Below are 20975 nucleotides of genomic sequence, written 5' to 3'. Positions count from 1 at the left end.
AGCAGGAGAGGCACGTCACATGGTCGATCTTACCGCGCTAGGACGGCTCGGCTTTGGCGCCGGATCGATCGGTAACCTGTATCGCGCCCTGCCGGATCAGGAGGCGCACGAAGCCGTCGCCATAGCCTGGGACACCGGCATCCGCTATTTCGACACCGCACCGCATTACGGTTTCGGCCTCAGCGAGAAGCGCCTGGGCGCGGCGCTGTCGCAGGTCGATCCGCACGAAACCGCGATCATCTCCACCAAGGTGGGGCGCCGGCTGGACCCGGTGCCCGCCGGCACCGACCTGTCGGTTCCGCGCCAGGCCTTCGTGACGCCGGAGCCGTTCGAGAGCGTGTTCGACTACACCTACGATGCGGTGATGCGCTCGTTCGAGGCCAGCCGCTGGCGGCTGCGGCGCGAGCGGATCGACATCCTCTATGCCCATGATATCGGGCGCATGGCGCATGGCGACGACCATCCGCGCCGCATGGCCGAGTTCATGGAGGGCGGCTATCGCGCATTGCGCGAATTGCGGGCCGCGGGCGTGGTCGGCGCCATCGGCCTGGGCGTGAACGAGACCGCCGTGTGCGAGGAAGTGCTGGCCGCCGGCGATATCGACGTGGTGCTGCTGGCGGGACGCTACACATTGCTGGAGCAGGACGCGCTCGCCACCTTCCTGCCGCTGTGTCGCCAGCGCGACGTGAAGATTGTGCTGGGCGGGCCATACAATTCCGGCATCCTGGCCAAGGGCGTGCGCCATGGGGGCGAGGTGCATTACGACTATCAGCCCGCGCCCCGGCACATCGTGGACCGGGTGGGCGCGATCGAGGATGTCTGCGCCGCCCATGGGGTGCCGCTCGCTGCCGCGGCCTTGCAGTTCCCGCTGGCGCACCCGCAGGTCGTGTCCGTCATCCCCGGCATGAACAGCCCCGCACAGGTGGCGCAGGCGGTGGCGCTGATGGACACAGCCATCCCCGCCGCGCTGTGGCGCGACCTGCAGGATCGCGGACTGATCCGTGCCGATGCGCCCATTCCCGACCCTTCATAGAAAGCTTCCCCCATGCGCCTTCAGGGCAAGACCGCCATCATCACCGCCGCCGGCCAGGGCATCGGGCGTGCGACCGCCGAACTGTTCGTTCGGGAGGGCGCGCGGGTCATCGCCGCCGACATCAATGCCGACACGCTGGCGACGCTGGAGGGCTGCGAGACGCACGTGCTGGATCTGACAGACGGCGCAGCGATCACCTACTTCGGGCAGGCGGTCGGCGCAGTGGACATCCTGTTCAACTGCGCCGGCTTCGTCCATGCGGGCACCATCCTGACGACGGAGGACCGCGATTTCGACTTCTCCTTCGACCTGAACGTCCGCTCCGCATATCGCATGATCCGGGCGGTCCTGCCGGCGATGCTGGCCAAGGGTGGCGGGTCGATCGTCAATATGTCGTCGGTCGCCGGATCGATCATCGCGGTGCCCAACCGGTTCGTCTATTGCGCGTCCAAGGCGGCGGTGATCGGCCTGACCAAGTCGGTGGCGCAGGACTTCGTGGACCAGGGCATCCGCTGCAACGCGATCTGCCCCGGCACGGTGCAGTCGCCGTCGCTCGACGAGCGGATGGTGGCGACCGGCGATGCGGACAAGGCCCGCGCCGATTTCGTCGCCCGCCAGCCGATGGGCCGGCTGGGCGGCGCGCCCGAGATCGCCGAACTGGCGCTGTATCTGGGCAGCGACCTGTCATCCTATACCACCGGCACGGTCAACATCATCGACGGCGGATGGAGCAACGCATGAGCGGACGCATCTGCCTGGCGCTCGACCTGGTCGACGATGCCGACCTGATCGCGGAGTACGAACAGTGGCACCGGGTGGGCAACACCGACCCGGCGGTCATCCGCTCCATCCGCGATGCCGGCATCGTGAACATGGAGATCTACCGCGCGGGCACCCGGATGTTCATGATCATCGATGCGGATGACAGCTATTCCGACGCAGCAAAGGCCGCGGCGGATGCCGCCAACCCGGCGGTCGCGGCATGGACGGCGAAGATGCTGCGCTTCCAGCAGCCGATCCCGGCCGCCGGGCCGGACGGCACCTGGCTGCCCATGGACCGGGTCTTCCGTCTGACCGACCACGCGGGCTGACGCCGCCGTCCAGCCGAGATCCCCGGCGGCAGCGTAGCCACGCCGCGGCCAAGGTCACCCGCCACGAACCCTGCGGCGTCACGACCCGCCGCAGGCTCGATCAGCGCGGGGTCACATCGATCGCCGAGACGATCGCCTCGCCCACCTCACCCTTGAACTCCAGCACCAGCAGCCCGTCACGCGCCCGTGCCGGCAGTTCCACCGTCACCGCCCGCATTCCGCCGCCGGCGCGCGCCACCGGATCGATCCGGACCGGCGCCGCACCGCCGGCCGCGACGGTGAAGACCCGCTTGCCAGCCTCCGTCTCGGTCGGGTCGAACAGGTGCAGCCGTACCCGGTACCGGCCATCAGGCACCGGCAGCGCGTAGCGGAAGGACGATCCGGCCCGCCAGCTGGCATACAGTTCCGGCATATCCGCCCCGGCCACGATCTTGGGGGCAGGCCGCTGCTGGTCGGCGGCGTACAACTCGCGCTGGTAAGGGTTGAGCGTGTAGCCCAGCCCGCCGTCGAAGAAGTTGTCCGAACCGTAGCGGGTGCCCGCCGCCAGCGTCACGCCGTCCAGCGATCCGGCGCGCACATGCACCGCCCGCTCCGGCCCGGCATAGCGCAGCACCATGCTGTCGCTCTGCGCGCCGGCCGATGCCTCGATGCTGTTCTCCCCCGCGGACAGCTGCACGCCCGGCCACACGCACACGAAGTCGGCGCAGGCGGTGGTGCCGATATCCTGCCCGTTGACCCGCAACCGCGCCTCCGCCGCATTGGAGTAGGCGCGCACGTCCACCACACGGTAGGCGCGATCGACGTAGCGGCGGCCGGTCAGGTGCAGCACCGGCTTCTTGCTCCATGCCGCCTTGTAGAACCAGAACGCATCCTTGCGGATGCCCCGGTCGAAGGTGACGAGGCCCTTGGTGTTGATGTCGCTGCTGTCGCCTTCCTCCCGCAGGTCGGAGGTTGCATCGAACATCTGCCAGACCCAGGTGCCCCACATGAAATCGAGCGGGGCAAGCTGCTTCCACGACAGTTCGTGGACCACCGCCTGCACTTCCTCGGCCTGCGGGCGGTAGATGCTTTCGATCTTGCCGCCATGGACATTGTCGGTGTGCTGGGTCGTCGCGCCACCGGCGCCATATTCACCGACGCCGACCGGCAGCGTGGGCATCTCCCGATGATAGCCGCGCATCACGTCGCCCAGCCGCGCCGCGTCGGCCACCCGGCCGGACACGTACCAGCCATAATACAGGTTGAAGCCGACTGCGTCCGCCGTGCCGGAGGTGTAGTCGCGGCCATCATCGGCCTCGCCCGGCAGCACCTCGCAACAGGCGGCGATGGTGGTGGGACGGCTGGCATCCTCCCGCTTCGCCACGGCGTCCAGCGCATCCATCAGCGGCCGCGCGTTGGAGGGGGTCAGGCCCTTGGACGACCAGTTGGTGATCTCGTTGCCGATGCCCCACACGGCCACGGACGGGTGGTTGTAGTTCTGGCGGATCAGCTCCACCATCTGCGCCTCCGCACTGGCGCGCATCTGCGGCGGCGTGTCGGCCACGCCCGGAATGGAGGCCAGGTTCACCAGCCCCAGTTCCGCCCACAGCATCATGCCGGTGCGATCCGCCAGATCGTAGAAGGTGCCGGCATGGTTGTAGTGCGCCAGCCGCACGGAATTGGCGCCGACTTCCCGGATCAGCGCCATGTCCTGGACATGGTCGGCCTCGCTCAGCGCCCAGCCCTTCTCCTGCCGGTCCTGGTGCCGGTTGACGCCGCGCAATTGCAGCTTCTGCCCGTTCAGCAGGAAACCCTGGTCGGGATCGACCGCCACGGTACGCAGGCCGAGCGGTTGTTCCACCCGGTCCAGCACCGTGCCGTCACGCCCGACCAGCTCCGCCACCATGCGGTAGAGATAGGGATCGTCCAGCCCGTTCCAGCGGCGGGGTTGCGGGATGGTCAGCGCCAGTTCGCGTGCCCCATCGGCACCGGCGGCCAGCCGCAAGGCTTCCTCGCGTGCCGCGACCTCGGCACCGGCGGCATCGAGCACGCTGGTGCGCAAGGTGAAGCGCCCTGCCCGCCCCGCATTGTGCAGCCGGGCCAGGATGGCGACCTCCGCCGCGTCGTCCGCCAGCGTGACCACGCGGCCGTAGATGCCCGGCCCGCCATGATCCATCATGTCGATATGCGCGGGCCCGGCTGTGATCAGCGACACCGGGCGGTACAGCCCGCCATACATGAAGAAGTCGCCGGAGATCGGCACGATGAATTCGGTCGTGCTGCCCGGTTCCGGCTTGGAGTTGTCGACCTTCACCACCAGCACGTTCTCGCCCGGCTGCAATGCGTCGGTCGCATCCAGCCGGAACCGGCTGAACGCGCCCTCGTGCCGGCCCAGCTTGCGACCGTTGACCCAGACTTCCGCGATGATGCTGGCGGCGTCGAACTGCAGAAAGGTGCGCTGTCCGGCGGCATCGTGCGGCAGGTCGAAGCGCAGGCGGTACCAGCCGACCCCGCGCGTCGTGTCGGCATCCGGGCGGCGGGTCAGGTCGTAATTGCCCAGCCTGTTCCAGGTGTGCGGCACCGCCACCGGCTGCCATCCGGCATCGTCGAACGCCGGGGTGGTGGCGTTCCCGCTCACCTCGCCCAGATGGAACCGCCAGCCATCGGCCAGCGGCGTTTCGGTGCGGGCCTGCACCGCCGCCGGCATGAGCAGCACCCATGCGAGCATCAGGGCCAGGATCTGCCTCGGCATCGTTCTCTCCATCATGTCTCAGCTCGTCACGATCTGGCCGGGGGCGCCGTTCACGCGGACGTTCTCCATCCGGATGTTGCTGGTGTTGCGCGCGATCAGCGCGGTGCGTTCGGGGTCCGTCAGCCGCACGTCGATGTCGCGGAGCAGGAAGTCGCTGATCTGGGTGGTCGGGTTGCCGCTGATCGTACCGAAGCTGCGCGTGGTGCCGCGCACATCCTCGATCACCACGTCGCGGATGATCGCGGCGGGCAGCTGCGGTTCGACCCGCGTGCCATGGTTCAGCCGGGCGTTGACGATCAGCCCGATCGCAGGATCGCTCCAGCTGAAATTGGGGATATCGGTGCCGTAGAAGACCTCGCCATTGTGCCAGCGGGTGACCGGGGTGGGCGCCTCCGCCAGATGGACGCCTTTCACCCGCAGCTTCTCGTACACCTGGCCCGGCGTATCCGGACGGATCTTGAAGCGGATGGTCGGAATGTCGCCAACATTGGTGATCCGCTCCACCAGCACGTCGCGGATGATGGTGGCGTTGGTGCCGTAGGTGATGCAGCCCAGTCCGTGCTCGAAGACGCAATCGTGGATGTGGATGCGCTCTACCGGCGGCGCCTCCGTATAGGCGGCAGCGCCCGGCCCTTGTGTGCCCTTCAACGCGATGCAGTCATCATCGACGGAGAACCGGCAGCGGCGCACCACCACGTCCTGGCAGCTGTCTATATCGACCCCGTCGCTGCTGGGTGCGCGGATCTCGTGCGGGACTTCGAACCGGCAATCCTCCACCACCGCGCGGCGGCAGCGATACAGGTGCAGATTCCAGAAGGCGGGATCCTTGAACAGAACGCCGCTGACCAGCACGTCATTGCTATCCTCGATCGAGCAGAGCTGCGGGTAATGGTAGAAGACCTTGTTGCCCTCGACATACTCCTCCGGCCGTTCGAAGAACCTGCGCCAGAACGGATCGCCCTGCCCGTCCAGCGTGCCGGGGCCGACGATCCGCAGGCCGTGATTGTTCGACGCGTTGACCAGCGCCAGCCGCAGGGGTTCGGGATAGGCTTCCACGAAGCGGCGCATCACCAGCGGATAATCCGCCAGATCCGCCGATCCCTTCAGCACGCCATCCTTGCGCAGTTCCAGCCCGACGCCCGGTTTCAGCCAGATCGAACCGCTGACGAACACGCCTGCCGGCACGGCGATCATGCCGCCACCATCGCGCGCGCAGGCATCGATCGCCGCCTGGATCGCCCGCGTGTTGACGGTGCGGCCATCGCCGACCGCGCCATGATCGCGGATGTCCACCGTCCGGCGGCGCTGCGCCCGCGCAATGCCGGGCAGTGCCGATGCCGCCGCTGCCATCGGCAGTGCCAGCAGCAGATGTCGCCGCGTGTTCACCCAACCTCCTCTCGCCTGTTCTATTTGACGTATGACGTATCATGACTCAACAAGGGCGTATAGAGAGGCTCTCATCATCGAAGGAGATTTGCATGAAGCTCTGTCGTTACGGTCCGGTCGGGGCCGAGAAGCCCGGTATCATCGACGCGGACGATCGCATTCGCGACCTGTCCGGTCATCTGGCCGATCTGGACGCTGCCGCCCTTGCGCCCGAGGCGCTGGCGCGGCTGGCTGCCATCGATCCGGCATCCCTGCCGCTGGTCGACGGTGACGTACGCTATGGCGTGCCGGTTACCGGCACGCGGCAGTTCGTGGCGATCGGGCTGAACTATGCCGACCACGCCGCGGAGTCGAACCTGCCGATCCCGGACGAACCGGTGGTGTTCAACAAGTGGGTCAGCTGCCTGCAGGGGCCGAACGATCCCGTCACCATCCCGCGCGGATCGCTGAAGACCGACTGGGAGGTGGAGCTGGGCGTGGTGATCGGCACCACCGCCAGCAATGTCACCGAAGCCGACGCGCTGGACCATGTCGCCGGCTATGTCGTGGTCAACGACGTGTCCGAACGCGCCTGGCAGACCGAGCGCGGGCCTACCTGGGACAAGGGCAAGGGCTTTCCCACCTTCGGCCCCGTCGGTCCGTGGCTGGTCACCGCGGACGAGGTCGGCGATCCGCAGGGCCTACGCATGTGGCTGGACGTCAACGGCACGCGCAAGCAGGACGGGTCCACCGCGACCATGATCTTCACCGTCGCGCAGATCATCGCCTATTGCTCGCAGTTCATGACCCTGCTGCCGGGCGACATCATCACCACCGGCACGCCGCCCGGCGTGGGCCTGGGGCAGCGGCCGGAGCCCTGGTACCTGAAGGCAGGCGACACCGTCGCGCTGGGGATCGAGAAGCTGGGGCAGCAGCAGCAGACCTTCCACGCCGCGCCGGAGCGCTGACGGTATCTGGCCACCCGGCGTCGGGTCGGGTGGCCAACGCAGCCCGCCGGCGCTAGACGCCGGCCATGCTGGAGACCCGAATAAACCCGCGCGTGTTCTGGGGCGCGTCCGCCATTGTTGCCGTGATGCTGGCTGCCACGCTGCTGATGCCCGGCACGGCGGATGCCGCGTTCCGGACCGCACAGAGCTGGACGATCGACACGTTCGGATGGTTCTACATCGCCTCTGTCGCGGTGTTTCTGGTGGTGGTGCTGGCGCTGGGCTTCGGCCCGGCCGGCAAGCTGCGGCTGGGGCCGGACGATGCGGAGCCGGACTTCCCCTATCTTTCCTGGCTGGCGATGCTGTTCGCGGCCGGCATGGGGATCGGCCTGATGTATTTCGCGGTGGCCGAGCCGATCCAGCACTACATCTCGCCCCCGGATGTGGAGAGCGGCACCATCCTGGCCGCGCGCGAGGCGATGGCCATCACCTTCCACCATTACGGCGTGCATGCCTGGGCGATCTACGCGCTGGTGGGCATGAGCCTGGCCTATTTCACCTATCGCAAGGGCCTGCCGCTGACGCTGCGATCCGGCCTGTCGCCGATCCTGGGCAAGCGCATCAACGGCCCGCTTGGCGATGCAATCGACATCTTCGCGGTGTGCGGCACCGTGTTCGGCATCGCCACATCACTGGGCTTCGGCGTGTCGCAGATGACGGCCGGCCTCAACTACATCTACGGTGTGCCCGACACGACCGCGACCGCGATCATGGTGATCGCGCTGGTCATGGGTGCAGCCACCCTGTCCGTGCTGAGCGGTGCGGATCGCGGTGTGCGGCGCCTGTCCGAACTGAACCTGACCCTGGCCGTGCTGCTGATGCTGTTCGTGCTGGCGGTCGGCCCCACGCTGTTCCTGCTGCGCGCGCTGATCCAGAACTTCGGCCTGTATCTCGACCATTTCGTGATGCGGACCTTCACCCTCTATGCCTACGAACCGCGGGCGTGGATGGCGGACTGGACGCTGTTCTACTGGGCCTGGTGGATCGCCTGGTCGCCGTTCGTCGGCATGTTCATCGCACGCATTTCCCGCGGGCGCACGATCCGCGAGTTCGTCATCGGCGTGCTGTTCGTGCCGACCGCCTTCACCTTCCTGTGGATGACGGTGTTCGGGAACACCGCGATCTCGCTCGACCTGGGATCGGCCGCCGGCGGGATCGCCGATGCGGTGCAGGCGAACCTGTCCACCGCGCTGTTCAAGTTCCTGGAATACCTGCCCGCGCCCGCCTTCACCTCCACGCTGGCCATCCTGCTGGTGGCGGTGTTCTTCATCACATCGGCAGATTCGGGCGCACTGGTGATCGACACGCTCGCATCCGGCGGGGCGGAGGACACGCCCCGCTGGCAGCGGGTCTACTGGTGCATCCTGCTGGGTGTCACGGCAACGCTGCTGCTGGTGGCGGGTGGCTTGGGCGCGCTGCAGGCCGCAACGCTGATTGCGGCCCTGCCGTTCTGCTTCATCATGCTGCTGCTGGCTGTCGGGCTGGTGCGACAGACGAACGCCGATCTGGCCGGCATCACCTTGTCGGACGAGGCGCCGGCGATCAGCGAGCGATTGAAGCAGCTGTTCGTGCCGGCACGCCGGGCCGACATCGTGCGGCAGATGCTGGCAAACGGCGAACCCGCGCTGCGATCCGTCTTCGAAGCGATGCAGGCGGAAGGCTGGACGGACAGCCGGATCGAGGCGGAGGAGGAGCAGATCACGCTCACCATCGGCGCGGATACCGACCACACCTTCGTCTATCGCCTGCTGCCGCGCTCCCGCCCGCTGGCGGCGTACACTGCGCTGGAGGCCCCCGAAGGCCGGCGCAGCGTGACTTGGACGCTGGCCGCACAGACCAATGACGAGAGCCGCACGCGGGATCTCACCGGGTTCTCCGCCGAACAGATTTCCGGCGATGTGCTGACCCAGCTGGCACGCTGGCGGCTTGCCTGAGACCAGCGCGGCACGATCCCCCTAGAGCGGCGTCAGGATGCTGCCGCTGGTCTGCAATTGCCGGATGTCGCGCCGGGGCGGCGCGCCGAACAGCCGGCCATACTCGCGGCTGAACTGCGACGGGCTGTCATACCCGACCGCAAAGCCCGCCGACCCGGCGCTGGCCCCTTCGGCCAGCATCAGGCGGCGAGCCTCCTGCAGGCGCAGCTGCTTCTGGTATTCCAGCGGCGTCATCCGGGTCACCGCCTTGAAGTGTTCATGCAGGGATGACGCGCTCATCCCCGCCGCGGCGGCGATCTCGTCGATCCTGAGCTGCCGGTCGAACCCGCGGCGGATGGTGGCAATCGCCCGGCTCACCTGATTGAGGTGGCTGTCCGCCACCGCCATGCGCCGCAGGGCCGGGCCATGCGGGCCGGACAGCAGGCGATAGAGGATCTCCCGCTCGATCATGGGTGCCAGCACGGTGATGTCGGCCGGACGGTCCAGCAGCCGCACCAGCCGGCAGGCCGCATCGATCAGATCATCGTCGCTGCGGTACACCGCCAGTGGCGGCAGGTCCGCCTTCGGCGCAGGGCCGTCCTGCGCCAGGATCAGCTCCGCCAGCACCGCCTGGTCGATGTCGATCTTGCAGCAGAGATAAGGGGCATCGCGGCTCGCCTGCGTGACATGGCCGACCAGCGGCAGGTCCACGGAAACGAGCAGGTAATGTGCCGCGTCATATTGCAGGTGCTGGTCCTGCAGCGAGACCCGCTTCGCGCCCTGTGCGATCAGGCAAAGCGAGGCTTCGTAGACGGCAGGCACCGGCGCTGTCGGTTCGTCGGCACGAAACAGCGACAGGCGGGTCAGCGCCGTGCCGGTCATACCGGTGCGGGGCACGTGGCGTTCCACCAGGGAGGCGAGTTCGGCGATGCGGTCCATGCCCTTACCTGTCACGCCCGCGCCCCGTCTCGCAAGCACCGGCCCTGTCTTTACGGAGGATCGTGCAAGAACTCCGGATGATCGCTCTCACGCCTGACCCCCGCCTGGCGCCATCTGATGGAGGCGCCGCAAGGGCGACAGGAAAGGACCGACCATGACCACTTCCATCAACAAGACCGTGCTGATCACCGGCGCATCCAGCGGCATCGGCGAAGCGACGGTACGCGAACTCGCCGCCACCGGCGCCCGCCTGTTCATCGGTGCGCGCCGGACGGACCGGCTGGAGGCGCTGGCGGAGGAGCTGGGTGACAATGTGGCGTGGCGCGCGCTGGACGTGACCGACGCGGCCGCCTTCGCCGGCTTCGCCGATGCGGCGCAGGACCGCTTCGGGCAGGTCGACACGCTGATCAACAATGCCGGCATCATGCCGCTTTCCCCGATGGCCGCGCTGAAGCAGGACGAATGGACGCGGATGATCGACGTCAACATTCATGGCGTGCTGAACGGCATTGCGGCGGTGCTGCCGCGCTTCGTGGCGCAGGGGTCGGGCCATGTGGTCAATGTGGCCTCCATCGCCGCGCATGTCGTGCTGCCCAGTGCCGCGGTCTACTGCGCCACCAAGCATGCGGTACGGGCGATCACCGAAGGGCTGCGGCAGGAGCATGACGAGATCCGCACGACGCTGATCTCCCCCGGCGTGGTCGCGACGGAGCTGGGCCATGACATCACCGATCCGGCCATCGCCGATGCACTGGTGGGGTGGCGGCAGAAGTCGCTGACGCCCGACGCGATCGCCCGGGCGGTCCGCTTTGCCGTGGAACAGCCGGACGGCGTGGACGTCAACGAGATCATCGTGCGCCCCACCGCTGCCAACATGTAGCCACCGGCTGGCGGGACGATGACCTGATCGCCCGGCTGGTGCCGATCAGGTCATCCTGCCGCCGGGACCGGCCCGCCCGTCGGCTGGCGAGCCGCAACCGGTGGCAGCTTGGCGCGCACGCCGTCCGGCAGGCGCATGACCAGGCGTTGCCGGATCTGCTGCCACCAGGCGGACAGTGCCAGCAGGGCGGAGCCGATGATCAGGGCGGTCAGCGCGACGTTGAGCTCGATCGCGCCATAGCTCTGGAACAGCTGGGCCAGCGCGATCAGCACATAGGCCAGCGCAGATACCAGCAGCGCGCGCCGGTCGATCGCCAGCGCGACCACGCCGAAGCCGAGATAGATCACCAGCACACCGCCGGCCGTAAGCAGGCTGATCGCATTGCCACTGGTGACGCCCATCCAGTGGAACAGCGGATGGGCGATCAGCGGCGCGGCGACCAGGTGGAGCCAGAAGGCGATGTCGGACCGCTGTGTCGTCCGCAGCCGGTCCGACATGTCCCAGCGCATCGCATAGGCGAACACCGCCAGGCCACACAGCAGCGCGGTCGGCTCCAGCAGCGGATTGTCGCCGAGCGCCTCGTTGCGGGTGGCCGCGATGCCGGAGATGACGAACAGGGCCAGCGCACCGACGGCCGCGGCGATCGTGATCGGGACATGGAAGCGGCGCCAGTGCAGCAGTGCACCGATGCCGGCTGCCGCCGCGCCCGCCAGCACCATCACCGCCTGCTGCCAGGGGTGGTGTTCCCACTCCGACAACCGTTGCAACCTGCCCCCGAACATATACGATCTGTCGACTTCGTGTTTCGGCATGGCCGCTTCCAGCCAGAAGGATGTGGCGAACCACAGGCCGAGCACGAAGGCCAGCAGCAGGATGATCGACGGCAGGGCCATGCGGCGCCGGCGCGTGAAGGCTTCGGCCATGGCCCATGCGGCCACGGCGACGAGCAGGCCCCCGGCGGCCGCGGCGATCATCGTCGTGCCGACCGCGGCGGCGGCGAACACCACCAGCAGGCAGGCGATGGACACGAAGATGTCGTTGAAGCCGGTGACCAGCCGGAAATGCTCTTCGTCCACGGCCGGTGCGGCATGCAGGGCCGCAGCATGGGCGCGGAACGCCGCCGCCGCCTCGGCCGAGACGGCACCCGCATCCACGGCGGACTGAAGATCACTTTCGCTGTACATTCCCGGCTGCCCCCAATGCCTGCGACGCTTGCATCAGGAACAGTCTATCGCGGGGCATGCGGCTTGGCGAGCCGATCCGGTTGCCGGAAAGGCACGGTCAGCCGCCTGCCGCCGCTGACCATCGTCGCCGACAGGATCGTGCCCTCCCCTGCAAGCGAGATACCGTCGGGTCAGAGGCCGGCCCGTTCCAGTGCCGAGGCCAGCTCGTCGTTCATCGCACCGCCGTCCTTCGGGGTCAGGCGGTTCAGCGCGGTCTGTATCCGGGCCTGCGCCACCTGCAGGGTCTTGTGCCGCACCGCGCGGACCGCATTGGTCTTGCCAGAGCGGCTCTCTCCCAGCAGCGCGTCCCATTTGGCCTCCTCCGCCGCCAGGATGGACAGGGCCAGCCGAAGGCCGTCGCGCCGGCCATGCGCATACTCGTCAGACATCGGAAATCCTCAGGCATGGCGTATCAGGCGATGGTCGATCTTGCATCGCGGGTTCGCCCGATGCCATCGTGGCGCGCATCGGCAAACGCAAGCACGAGGATTCGCATGATCATGGCAGGATGTCGCCCGGCGATGTTCGCACTTGCGACCCTGGCCGTGGCACTGGCCGGTCCCGCGGCGCAGGCGCAGCAGGCGCGCCCGGTGCAGGTCGGCGGTGACGGGACGATGGATGCCTGTTCCGGCATCGGCCAGGTGACAGGGCTGCGGCCGGGTGGAGACGGCTTCCTCAGCGTACGGGCTGGTCCCGATGCGTCCCGCGCCGAAGTCGATCGGCTCGGCGCCGGCACACAGCTTCATCTGTGTGACGCGGACGGAGCATGGCTGGGCGTCGTCTATGCCGATGATGAGAGCGCGGATTGCGGCGTGACCTCGCCGGTGCCGGGGCGCAGCGCCTATGCCGGGCCGTGCAGGTCCGGCTGGGTGCACAGCCGCTTCGTGAACATTGTTGCCGGATGATCGCCTGGCGTCGCGCGTTCCGCCGCGCCGCGATCTTCGCCGTCCTTGCCGGCACGTTATGGCTCAGCCTGGCTGTGCTGGCCGAAGCCTATGGCGCAGGGCCCCCGTTCTATGGCCGGACAACCAACATGGACAAATGGGCGAGCCCGTGGCCGTGGCTGGCGCCGATCGATCTGGTCGCGGGTGTGGCGGTGCTGCTGCTTGCCCGGTCCGGCCGTCGTGCGGACAGTTGAAGGCCGGTCATCTATCCGGCAGACCATCCGCTTCGAGGAGGTCGGGACATTGATGTCGAGATATCTTGCGGTCGCCCTGCCCCTGCTGCTCACCGCATGTGGTGCTTCGGCCCAGCCCGTTTCCGGTCAGTACGGACCGCTGCTGATCTCGGTAGCCGACGGCAGGATCTCCGCGGTGTTCGTCGATGCAGTCGGCGGCAGCGGGCCGGGCGGCGCGCCGCAGTTCCTGTGCGCCACACTGCTCGACGGACAGGCTGCGGGAGACAGTGCCGCGCTCCGGGCCTGGCTGCCCGATGATCCGGAGCGGATTTCCGGCGAGCTGCACGCGGGTGGGGAGACGATCGTGCTGCGGCTGGACGAGAACCCGCCGGGCTGCGCGATGGCCTCCAGCCTGACGGGCGAAGGACAGCGCCTGCTGCGGACAAGCGCGCATCCCGACTGGATCGGCGCGGGTCTGGTCACCGCGGAGCGCGCAGTCCTCCATCCGGAACCGCAGGCGACCAGCGGACGGCGCACCCCCTACCTCGTTGCATGGAATGCCGTCGCGATCATCGCGGAGCGTGGCGCGTGGGTGCAGGTCGAATATGTCGGCGGCAAGCAGCCGGTCCGCGGCTGGCTGCGGCGATCCGATCTGGCCGTCGCCGGCTGAGGCATGTGCGGAGGGCACCGGCCGGCGCCCTCCGCATGTCCGGTCACCAGTCGAGGTTGATCCGCGCATAGAGATACCGGCCGTTGAAGCCGAACGGCGAGTAGTACGGGAAGGCCGTGCCGCCATTGTTGTAGTTGATGGCGTTCGTCTCCGGCACGAAGTCGGGATAGACGTCGAACAGATTGTTCGCGCCCACCGCCAGTTCGGCCTGGCCGAACAAGGGCGCGCGCGCCTCCAGGTCCACGATCACGTGTTTGCCGGTATAGGCATAGTTCGCCGGCGTCGGCGCCGGCTGGGTGACGCTGCCGTAGTACGTCGCCCGCACCAGCGCACCGAAGCCGTCCAGCTCCCAGTTCGTCTGGCCACTGACCTTGACCCGTGGCGTGCCGCGTTCCAGCCCGACGATCCGCTGCTGGCCGAACAGCGCCGGCACGGTGATCGTGCCGGTACCGGTCGGCACCTCCGTCAGCTCGACCTCGTTCAGATTGCCCGCGAGGGTGAAGTCGAACCGGCCGGCCGCATCGGTCGGCAGGCGGTAATTGGCGACCACATCGATGCCCCGGGTGGTCGAACGGATGCCGTTGACGAAGAACCGCGCCGCCGAGACGTTGAACGGCGCCAGCAAGGCGGTGATCTGCGGCGTGGCGTTGACCCCGGTGCCGAGGTTGTCCGACAGGGCCAGCTGGTCGCGTACCTTGATGCGGTAGGCATCGATGCTGAGGTTGAACCCGCCGGAGCGGAAGACCGCGCCCGCCGACAGGTTGAACGACTTCTCCGGATCCAGCGGCTGCCCGCCCAGCGCGACCGCCACCGGGCTGGTGGCCGGGAAGGTGCCGGTATCGACGATGGTCACCCCGCCCCCCGGTGCCGCGGCCACCTGTGGCTGCGTCAGCGTGTAGAAGGATTGCTGCAGCGATGGCGCCCGGAACCCGGTGGAGGCCGCGCCGCGCAGGGCGAAGCTGTCCGTGAAGTCGTAGCGGGCGGAAACCTTGCCGGTGGCGGTCTCGCCGAAGTCGGAATAGCTTTCGCCACGGGCCGCGACGCCGATCAGCAGGCGGCCGAGCTGCGCCTCCAGGTCCAGATAGGCGCTGACATTGTCACGCGATACATCGACCACATTGGCGGGCGAGAAGCCCTGGAAGCCCTGCGCGCCGCTGCCCAGCGCGGTGTTGCCGCCCAGCGGACCACGGGCATAGGATTCCACCTGGCCCTGGGTGATCTCGAAGCTTTCCCGCCGATATTCGAGGCCGGCGGCCACGTTCAGCGTGTCACCGCCGCCCAGTTCGTACAGGCGGCTGGCATCGGCACCGGTGACCAGCTGGTCATAGGCCAGCTTGCCGTCGCGGAAATCCGTCGGCGAGGCGGCGCCGTAGGTGGAGTTGATCGAATCCAGCGTGCGGAAGCGCAGCTGGTTGCGGCCCCACGACACGCTGAGATCCAGGTCCCAGTCGCCCACTGGTCCGCGCAGGCCGAGCGCCGAATTGACGTCGTCCGACCGTACGTTGATCATCGGGCGGAACCCGTCAGGGTAGATCGACGCCACATTGTTCACATTGTTGGCCAACCGCGGGAAGGCCGCGCCGGTGCTGTCGCGAAACTGGTAGCCGGCAAAGCCGTAGACATCCCAGTCTCCGGCAAAGGGTGCACCGAAATTGCCGAACAGACTGACCTGCTCCACCTCCGGATCGCCGAAGCGCGAGGTGACCCGCGCCGGGTTCACGCGCCGGTCCAGGTCGCCGCGGCTGGTGAAGCCGCGATCCAGGTAATCGGCCGACAGCGTCAGGAACCCGTCGCTGCCCAGCCGCATCCCCTGCCACACCGCGACGTTCACGGTCTTGCCGTCACGGCGCTCGTACTCGCTGCGCGCCGGTTCCACGCTGGTGACATACTGGCCGTAACTGACGGTGCCGCCGCCGCCCTCGCTCGCCTCGCGCAGGCGCAGGTTGATCACGCCGGCGATCGCATCGGAGCCATATTGGGCGGAGGCGCCGTCACGCAGCACCTCGACCCGGTCCAGCGCGATCGTCGGGATGGTGTTGAGGTCGAAGGCGGCGGAGCCGCGCCCGACGGAGCCGTTGGTGTTCAGCAACGCGGAGCTGTGGCCGCGGATGCCGTTCACCAGCACCAGCGTCTGGTCCGGCGACAGGCCGCGCAGGGTGGCGGGCCGCACGGAATCCGTGCCGTCCACCGCCGCAGAGCGCGGGAAGTCGATCGACGGCGCGACGTTGGCCAGCGCCTGTCCCAGTTCGCTGGTCCCCTGCGCCCGCAGTGCCTCGCTCGACAGGACGTCCACCGGGGACGCGGTCTCCAGCCGGGAGCGGCCGGGCGTGCGCGTGCCGGTCACCACGATCTCGTTCGCGGGGTCGGCCGCCACCGGGCCGGTTGCCACCGTCTGCGCCATGGCGCCGGACGGGATCGCGAGAGTGAGGAACGAGACGCTGAGCAGCAGATGGCATGTACGCACGGACAGGTGACCTTGGATTGATGAAGCCAGATACCTGGCCGGCTTAGTAGGAAGCCGGCGACTTGCCGCGCGGGATCATCTTCAAGGCGGTCAAGGTTTTGTTGCAGCGCACATGCGGTTCCATCCGGTGGGGCGCCGCTTCCCATTCCGGCCCGTTTGTCGATCCCGGCCCGCAAGCCGGCAGGGCGACGACCGCCGCGGCACCGAACCGGGGCATGATCGTTCTGCCGCCCATGGACGATCATCCGCTCGACTGCCTGATCATCGGTGCCGGCCCCGCCGGACTGACCGCGGCCATCTATCTTGCGCGGTTCCACCTGCGCATCCGGATCGTCGATGCCGGACGCAGCCGCGCGGCGATGATCCCGCACACCCGCAACCATGCCGGCTATCCCGGCGGTATCGCCGGCAAGGACCTGCTCGCCCGCATGCGGGAGCAGGTCGGCGAGCTCGGGATCGAGGTGATCGAGGGTCTGGTCGAGACGATCGGGAAGGCGGACGGCATCTTTACGGCGCAGCTGCCGGACCAGCAGGTGCGCGCCAGGACCGTGCTGCTGGCGACCGGAGTGGTGAACAATGCGCCGCCGATGGCGCCGGAAATCCACGACGCCGCGCTTGCGCGGGGACTGCTGCGCTATTGCCCGATCTGCGACGGGTTCGAGGTGACGGACAAGCGGATCGCGGTGATCGGGACGGAAACGCATGGCCAGAACGAGGCGGTGTTCCTGCGCACCTACAGCAAGGACGTCACACTGATCGCCCCGAATGCGGAACATGTGCTGGCGCCGGAGGAACGCAGCAGGCTGGAGGAACTCGGCGTCCGGATCATCGATGGGCCATGCCGGTCACTGCGCATTGATGGCGACCAGATCCTGATCCCGACGCCGGCCGGCGACCTGTCGTTCGATACCGCCTACCCCGCGCTGGGTTCGGTGATCCGCTCCGAACTCGCGATCTCGCTCGGCGCCGAGGCGACGGCGGATGGCTGCATGACGGTCGATGACCATCAGCGCACCACCATTCCCGGGCTCTACGCCGCCGGCGATGTCGTGAAGGGGCTGGACCAGATCAGCCACGCCATGGGCGAGGCCGGCGTCGCCGCGACGACGATCAGGAACGATCTAGCAAAGGAGATGACCCTGGCGCGTTGAGGACCGTCCGGTCGCACCGCCCCCGGGAAGCATGTGCGACCGGAATGACCTGAGCAGATGTCAGGCCAGCGCGCCGCCATCCACGTTGAGGATGGTGCCGGTGATCTGCCGGGCGGCCGGGCTGGCCAGGAAGGCCACCGCGGCCGCGACATCCTCCGGCTGGCCGAACCGGCCGAGCGGGGACAGGCCGCGCTGGAACTCCGCGAACTCGCCCGCATCGGGGTTCATGTCGGTGTTGGTCGAGCCCGGCTGGACCAGGTTCACCGTGATGTCCTTCGGCCCCAGCTCCTGCGCCAGTCCCCGCGTGAAGGACTGGAGCGCGGACTTCGTCATGAAGTAGACCGTGCCCGGCGTGCCGACAATCCGGTCCGCCCCTGCGGAGCCGATGGTGACGATACGCCCCCCTTCCCCGAGATGGGGGATGGCCGCCTTGGCCGTGAGCACCGGCCCGCGCACGTTGACCGCCAGCAACGCGTCGATATCCTCCACGGTGAAGTCGGCGATGTTGCTGTAGCGGGCGATGCCGGCATTGTTCACCAGGATGTCGAGCCCGCCGAGGGCGGCGGCCGCTTCCTTCACGGAGCGTTCGATCGCCGCAGGATCGGCGCTGTCGGCCCGGATCGCCACGGCCGTGCCGCCCCTTGCCTCGATCTCCGCGATGACCCCGGCCGCGCGTTCGCCGGATTGCGCATAGGTGATGGCGACGGCCGCGCCCTTTTCCGCCAGCGCAACCGCGATCGCCGCACCGATGCCACGCGAACCACCGGTCACGAGCGCGCGTTTGCCAACAAGTTCGTTCATTTCTGCAATCCTTGATTCTGTGTTGATCGACACAGAATAGATGCGGGCGTTGCCGGCAGGCGTCAACTGATTTATATGTCGATTGATGCAGAAAGATGATGCCTGTGTGAAGGAGCGTCGCGGCCGCGGCCGACCAAGGGCGTTCGATCGGGACGCGGCGCTGACCGCGGCGATGCGCCTGTTCTGGCAGAAAGGTTTCTCGGCCACCTCGATGAGCGAACTGACGGCCGCCATGGGGATCGGCTCGCCCAGCCTGTATGCGGCGTTCGGATCGAAGGAGGCGCTCTATGCCGAGGCGCTGGAGCATTATGCCCGGCTGAACGAGGCGGCCGCATGGGGCGGCTTCTTCGCGGCGACGACGGCGCGCGATGCGGTAAGCGCGCTGCTTCATGACTCGGCCGTCGGGCTCAGCCATGTCGCCAACGGGTGCATGGTGACCCTGTCGTCGGTCGGCCGGGAAGGCCATGCCGGGCTCGGCGCGCTGGTCGCCGCAACGCGCGACGCCCGGCTGACGCGGATCGTGGAACGGATCGAGGCGGGGCAGGCCGCCGGAGAGATCGGGCGGGCGGTGGACGCGAACAGTCTCGCCCGCTTCGTGCTGGCGGTGCAGAACGGCATGTCGATCCTGGCCCGCGACGGCGCCAGTTGCGAGGAGCTGACCGGCGTGGCAGAGACGGCGCTGCTGGGCTGGGATGCCCGCGTGAACGCATGATCGACACGCGGGCTGCCGGGCCCGCGGGGACATGCCTGCCCCATCGCTGACGAGGATCGCGCATGTCTGCGCGGCGCATTGACCATGACCGAAGACGACGAAGACCTGTTCCCGCGCGCATCCGTGCTGCGCAAGGTGCTCGCCTTCACCTTCCGGCTGTGGGCACGCGCGCCGCTGCTTGCCGGCGCCTGCGCCATGGCGATGCTGCTGGCGACGCTGACGGAAGTGTTCGTGCCGCTGTTCGCCGGCCGCATGATCGACGCGGTCGGCAGCGGGGACGGCGCTGCGGCATGGCGTGCCTTCGCCGCCATTGCGGGCCTGGGCGCCGGCATGGTCGTGCTGCGCCACCTTGGCTGGTGGGCCATCACGCCGCTGACGCTGAACATGATGCGCGACGTGACGCAGGAGGCTTTCGCCCGGGTACAGCGCCTGTCGACCGACTGGCATGCCAACGCGTTTTCCGGTTCCACCGTGCGGCGGATCACGCGGGGGATGTGGGCGCTCGACACCCTGAACGACGTCATGCTGCTGTCGCTGCTGCCATCGCTGACCGTGCTGGTGGGCACGGTGATCCTGCTGGCGGCGCACTGGCCGCTGCTCGGGCTGGTGACGGGTGTCGGGGCGCTGGCCTATATCGCGCTGACGGTCGGCCTGGCGACGCGGGTGCTGGCGCCGATCGCGCGCCTGTCCAATCAGTGGGACACCAGGATCGGCGGCGTGCTGGCCGATGCCATCGGCACCAACGCCGTGGTCAAGGCCTTCGGCGGCGAGGCAGGCGAGGACGTGCTGCTGGCGCGCACGGTCGCCAAGTGGCGCCGGCGCACGCACCGCACATGGATGGCGTTCACCTGGGCCGGGTCCGGCCAGTCCACCCTGCTGTGGCTGATCCGCATCGTCGTGACCGGCGCGGCGCTGTGGTTGTGGGCGGATGGAAGCGCCAGCGCCGGCGACATGGCTTATGTCATCACCACCACGCTGGTGCTGAACGGCTACCTGCGGGACATCGGCCAGCACATCCACCAGCTCCAGCGGTCGGTGAACGAGATGGAGGAACTGGTGCAGCTGCATGACGAGCCGCTGGGCGTGGCCGATCGTGCCGGTGCCCGGGCGATCCGGGTGACGGCGGGCGCGATCCGGTTCGAAGATGTGACGTTCCATTATGCCGGGCAGGACCGGCCACTGTACGATCGCCTTTCGGTGACCATCCCCGCCGGTCAGCGCGTGGGTCTGGTGGGGCCGTCAGGCTCCGGCAAGACCAGCTTCGTCAAGCTGATCCAGCGGCTGTACGATGTGGAGGGCGGCCGGGTGACGATCGACGGGCAGGATCTGGCGCAGGTGACGCAGGCCTCGCTCCGCCGGCAGGTGGCGATCGTGCCGCAGGAGCCGGTGCTGTTCCACCGCACCTTGGCGGACAATATCGGCTACGGCCGGCCCGACGCCACAAGAGCGGACATCGAGCGGGCCGCGCGGCTGGCCAATGCGCATGATTTCATCACCGCCCTGCCTCGCGGCTACCGCACGCTGGTGGGGGAGCGCGGCGTGAAACTGTCCGGCGGGGAGCGGCAGCGAGTGGCGATCGCGCGCGCGTTCCTGGTGGATGCGCCGATCCTGATCCTGGACGAGGCGACCTCCAGCCTCGATTCCGAGTCCGAGGCGGCGATCCAGCAGGCGATGGAGCGGCTGATGGTCGGCCGCACCGCCATCGTCATCGCGCACCGGCTGTCCACCGTGCGCGCGCTGGACCGCATCCTGGTCTTCGCGGGCGGCCGCATCGTGGAGGACGGCACGCACGATGCCCTGCTCCGCTCCGCCACCGGGCATTATCGCCGCCTGTTCGAGCGGCAGACCGGAACCGCCACGCCGGAGATCGTGGCCTGA

19 protein-coding genes are annotated in these 20975 nt (G+C 68.3%); 12 read left to right on the top strand and 7 right to left on the bottom strand.

The window, feature by feature from the left end; all coding sequences use genetic code 11:
* The first annotated feature begins 19 nt into the window (after positions 1–19).
* Genes PK98_RS02155 through PK98_RS02145 form a run of 3 tightly spaced genes read left to right on the top strand, consistent with a single transcriptional unit; the run spans position 20 to position 2124 of the window.
* Positions 20–1033 (top strand): aldo/keto reductase, encoded by a 1014-nt coding sequence (locus tag PK98_RS02155; RefSeq protein WP_039093942.1) that lies wholly within the window; start codon positions 20–22, stop codon positions 1031–1033.
* 12 nt (positions 1034–1045) lie between these two features.
* Entirely contained in the window at positions 1046–1774 is a 729-nt protein-coding gene (locus PK98_RS02150) for an SDR family oxidoreductase (RefSeq protein ID WP_039093941.1), read from the top strand.
* Positions 1771–2124: an L-rhamnose mutarotase gene (locus PK98_RS02145; protein ID WP_039093939.1), complete on the top strand. Its 354-nt coding sequence runs from the start codon at positions 1771–1773 to the stop codon at positions 2122–2124. Before PK98_RS02150 ends, PK98_RS02145 begins: the two co-directional genes overlap by 4 nt.
* Before the next feature lie 100 nt (positions 2125–2224).
* On the opposite strand, the gene PK98_RS02140 is transcribed toward PK98_RS02145, so the two are convergent.
* A complete protein-coding gene (locus PK98_RS02140) occupies positions 2225–4855 on the bottom strand; it encodes a glycoside hydrolase family 2 (RefSeq protein ID WP_052207915.1) in 2631 nt (876 codons plus the stop codon).
* Between the two features lie 18 nt (positions 4856–4873).
* Positions 4874–6241, bottom strand: coding sequence for a glycoside hydrolase family 28 protein (locus PK98_RS02135; RefSeq protein ID WP_039093937.1), 1368 nt, complete (start codon positions 6239–6241; stop codon positions 4874–4876).
* 92 nt (positions 6242–6333) lie between these two features.
* On the opposite strand from PK98_RS02135, the gene PK98_RS02130 reads away from it, so the two are divergent.
* Together PK98_RS02130 and PK98_RS02125 are read left to right on the top strand one after the other, a co-directional pair.
* Entirely contained in the window at positions 6334–7188 is an 855-nt protein-coding gene (locus PK98_RS02130; protein ID WP_039093934.1) for a fumarylacetoacetate hydrolase family protein, read from the top strand.
* 65 nt (positions 7189–7253) lie between these two features.
* Complete coding sequence (locus PK98_RS02125) at positions 7254–9161, top strand: BCCT family transporter (RefSeq protein WP_039093932.1); 1908 nt, start codon at positions 7254–7256, stop codon at positions 9159–9161.
* Positions 9162–9182: 21 nt separating this feature from the next.
* On the opposite strand, the gene PK98_RS02120 is transcribed toward PK98_RS02125, so the two are convergent.
* Positions 9183–10079 carry an AraC family transcriptional regulator gene (locus PK98_RS02120; protein WP_039093930.1) on the bottom strand — a complete coding sequence of 299 codons (897 nt, stop codon included), beginning with the start codon at positions 10077–10079 and terminating at the stop codon, positions 9183–9185.
* Between the two features lie 154 nt (positions 10080–10233).
* Here PK98_RS02120 and PK98_RS02115 point away from each other — a divergent pair, with 154 nt between their 5' ends.
* Positions 10234–10959 (top strand): SDR family oxidoreductase, encoded by a 726-nt coding sequence (locus tag PK98_RS02115; RefSeq protein WP_039093928.1) that lies wholly within the window; start codon positions 10234–10236, stop codon positions 10957–10959.
* Between the two features lie 50 nt (positions 10960–11009).
* Here the strand turns inward: PK98_RS02115 and PK98_RS02110 are convergent, their stop codons facing one another.
* The gene (locus PK98_RS02110; RefSeq protein WP_039093926.1) at positions 11010–12143 is read right to left on the bottom strand and encodes a hypothetical protein; all 1134 of its coding nucleotides are present in this window, start codon (positions 12141–12143) and stop codon (positions 11010–11012) included.
* Between the two features lie 170 nt (positions 12144–12313).
* Positions 12314–12571 carry a hypothetical protein gene (locus tag PK98_RS02105; RefSeq protein ID WP_039093924.1) on the bottom strand — a complete coding sequence of 86 codons (258 nt, stop codon included), beginning with the start codon at positions 12569–12571 and terminating at the stop codon, positions 12314–12316.
* 132 nt (positions 12572–12703) lie between these two features.
* On the opposite strand from PK98_RS02105, the gene PK98_RS02100 reads away from it, so the two are divergent.
* From PK98_RS02100 to PK98_RS02090, 3 genes are read left to right on the top strand one after another with little or no spacing between them, the layout of a single operon-like run.
* Positions 12704–13087: an SH3 domain-containing protein gene (locus PK98_RS02100; RefSeq protein WP_039093922.1), complete on the top strand. Its 384-nt coding sequence runs from the start codon at positions 12704–12706 to the stop codon at positions 13085–13087.
* Positions 13084–13320 (top strand): hypothetical protein, encoded by a 237-nt coding sequence (locus PK98_RS02095; RefSeq protein ID WP_052207912.1) that lies wholly within the window; start codon positions 13084–13086, stop codon positions 13318–13320. Before PK98_RS02100 ends, PK98_RS02095 begins: the two co-directional genes overlap by 4 nt.
* 52 nt (positions 13321–13372) lie before the next feature.
* Positions 13373–13969, top strand: a complete 597-nt coding sequence (locus tag PK98_RS02090; RefSeq protein ID WP_039093920.1) for a hypothetical protein — start codon at positions 13373–13375, stop codon at positions 13967–13969.
* 43 nt (positions 13970–14012) lie between these two features.
* Here the strand turns inward: PK98_RS02090 and PK98_RS02085 are convergent, their stop codons facing one another.
* Positions 14013–16433 (bottom strand): TonB-dependent receptor plug domain-containing protein, encoded by a 2421-nt coding sequence (locus PK98_RS02085; RefSeq protein WP_235425366.1) that lies wholly within the window; start codon positions 16431–16433, stop codon positions 14013–14015.
* A 215-nt stretch (positions 16434–16648) separates the two neighbouring features.
* Between PK98_RS02085 and PK98_RS02075 the strand changes: the two genes are divergently transcribed.
* The gene (locus tag PK98_RS02075; RefSeq protein ID WP_407637597.1) at positions 16649–17584 is read left to right on the top strand and encodes an NAD(P)/FAD-dependent oxidoreductase; all 936 of its coding nucleotides are present in this window, start codon (positions 16649–16651) and stop codon (positions 17582–17584) included.
* 60 nt (positions 17585–17644) lie between these two features.
* Here PK98_RS02075 and PK98_RS02070 read toward each other — a convergent pair whose 3' ends face one another.
* A complete protein-coding gene (locus tag PK98_RS02070) occupies positions 17645–18385 on the bottom strand; it encodes an SDR family NAD(P)-dependent oxidoreductase (protein ID WP_039093913.1) in 741 nt (246 codons plus the stop codon).
* 85 nt (positions 18386–18470) lie between these two features.
* Here PK98_RS02070 and PK98_RS02065 point away from each other — a divergent pair, with 85 nt between their 5' ends.
* Positions 18471–19097, top strand: coding sequence for a TetR/AcrR family transcriptional regulator (locus PK98_RS02065; RefSeq protein ID WP_039093911.1), 627 nt, complete (start codon positions 18471–18473; stop codon positions 19095–19097).
* A gap of 84 nt (positions 19098–19181) precedes the next feature.
* Positions 19182–20975, top strand: coding sequence for an ABC transporter ATP-binding protein (locus tag PK98_RS02060; RefSeq protein ID WP_052207908.1), 1794 nt, complete (start codon positions 19182–19184; stop codon positions 20973–20975).

Source organism: Croceibacterium mercuriale, from assembly GCF_000802385.1.
Classification (GTDB): domain Bacteria; phylum Pseudomonadota; class Alphaproteobacteria; order Sphingomonadales; family Sphingomonadaceae; genus Croceibacterium; species Croceibacterium mercuriale.
This window is presented reverse-complemented; position numbering and strand designations above follow the sequence as displayed.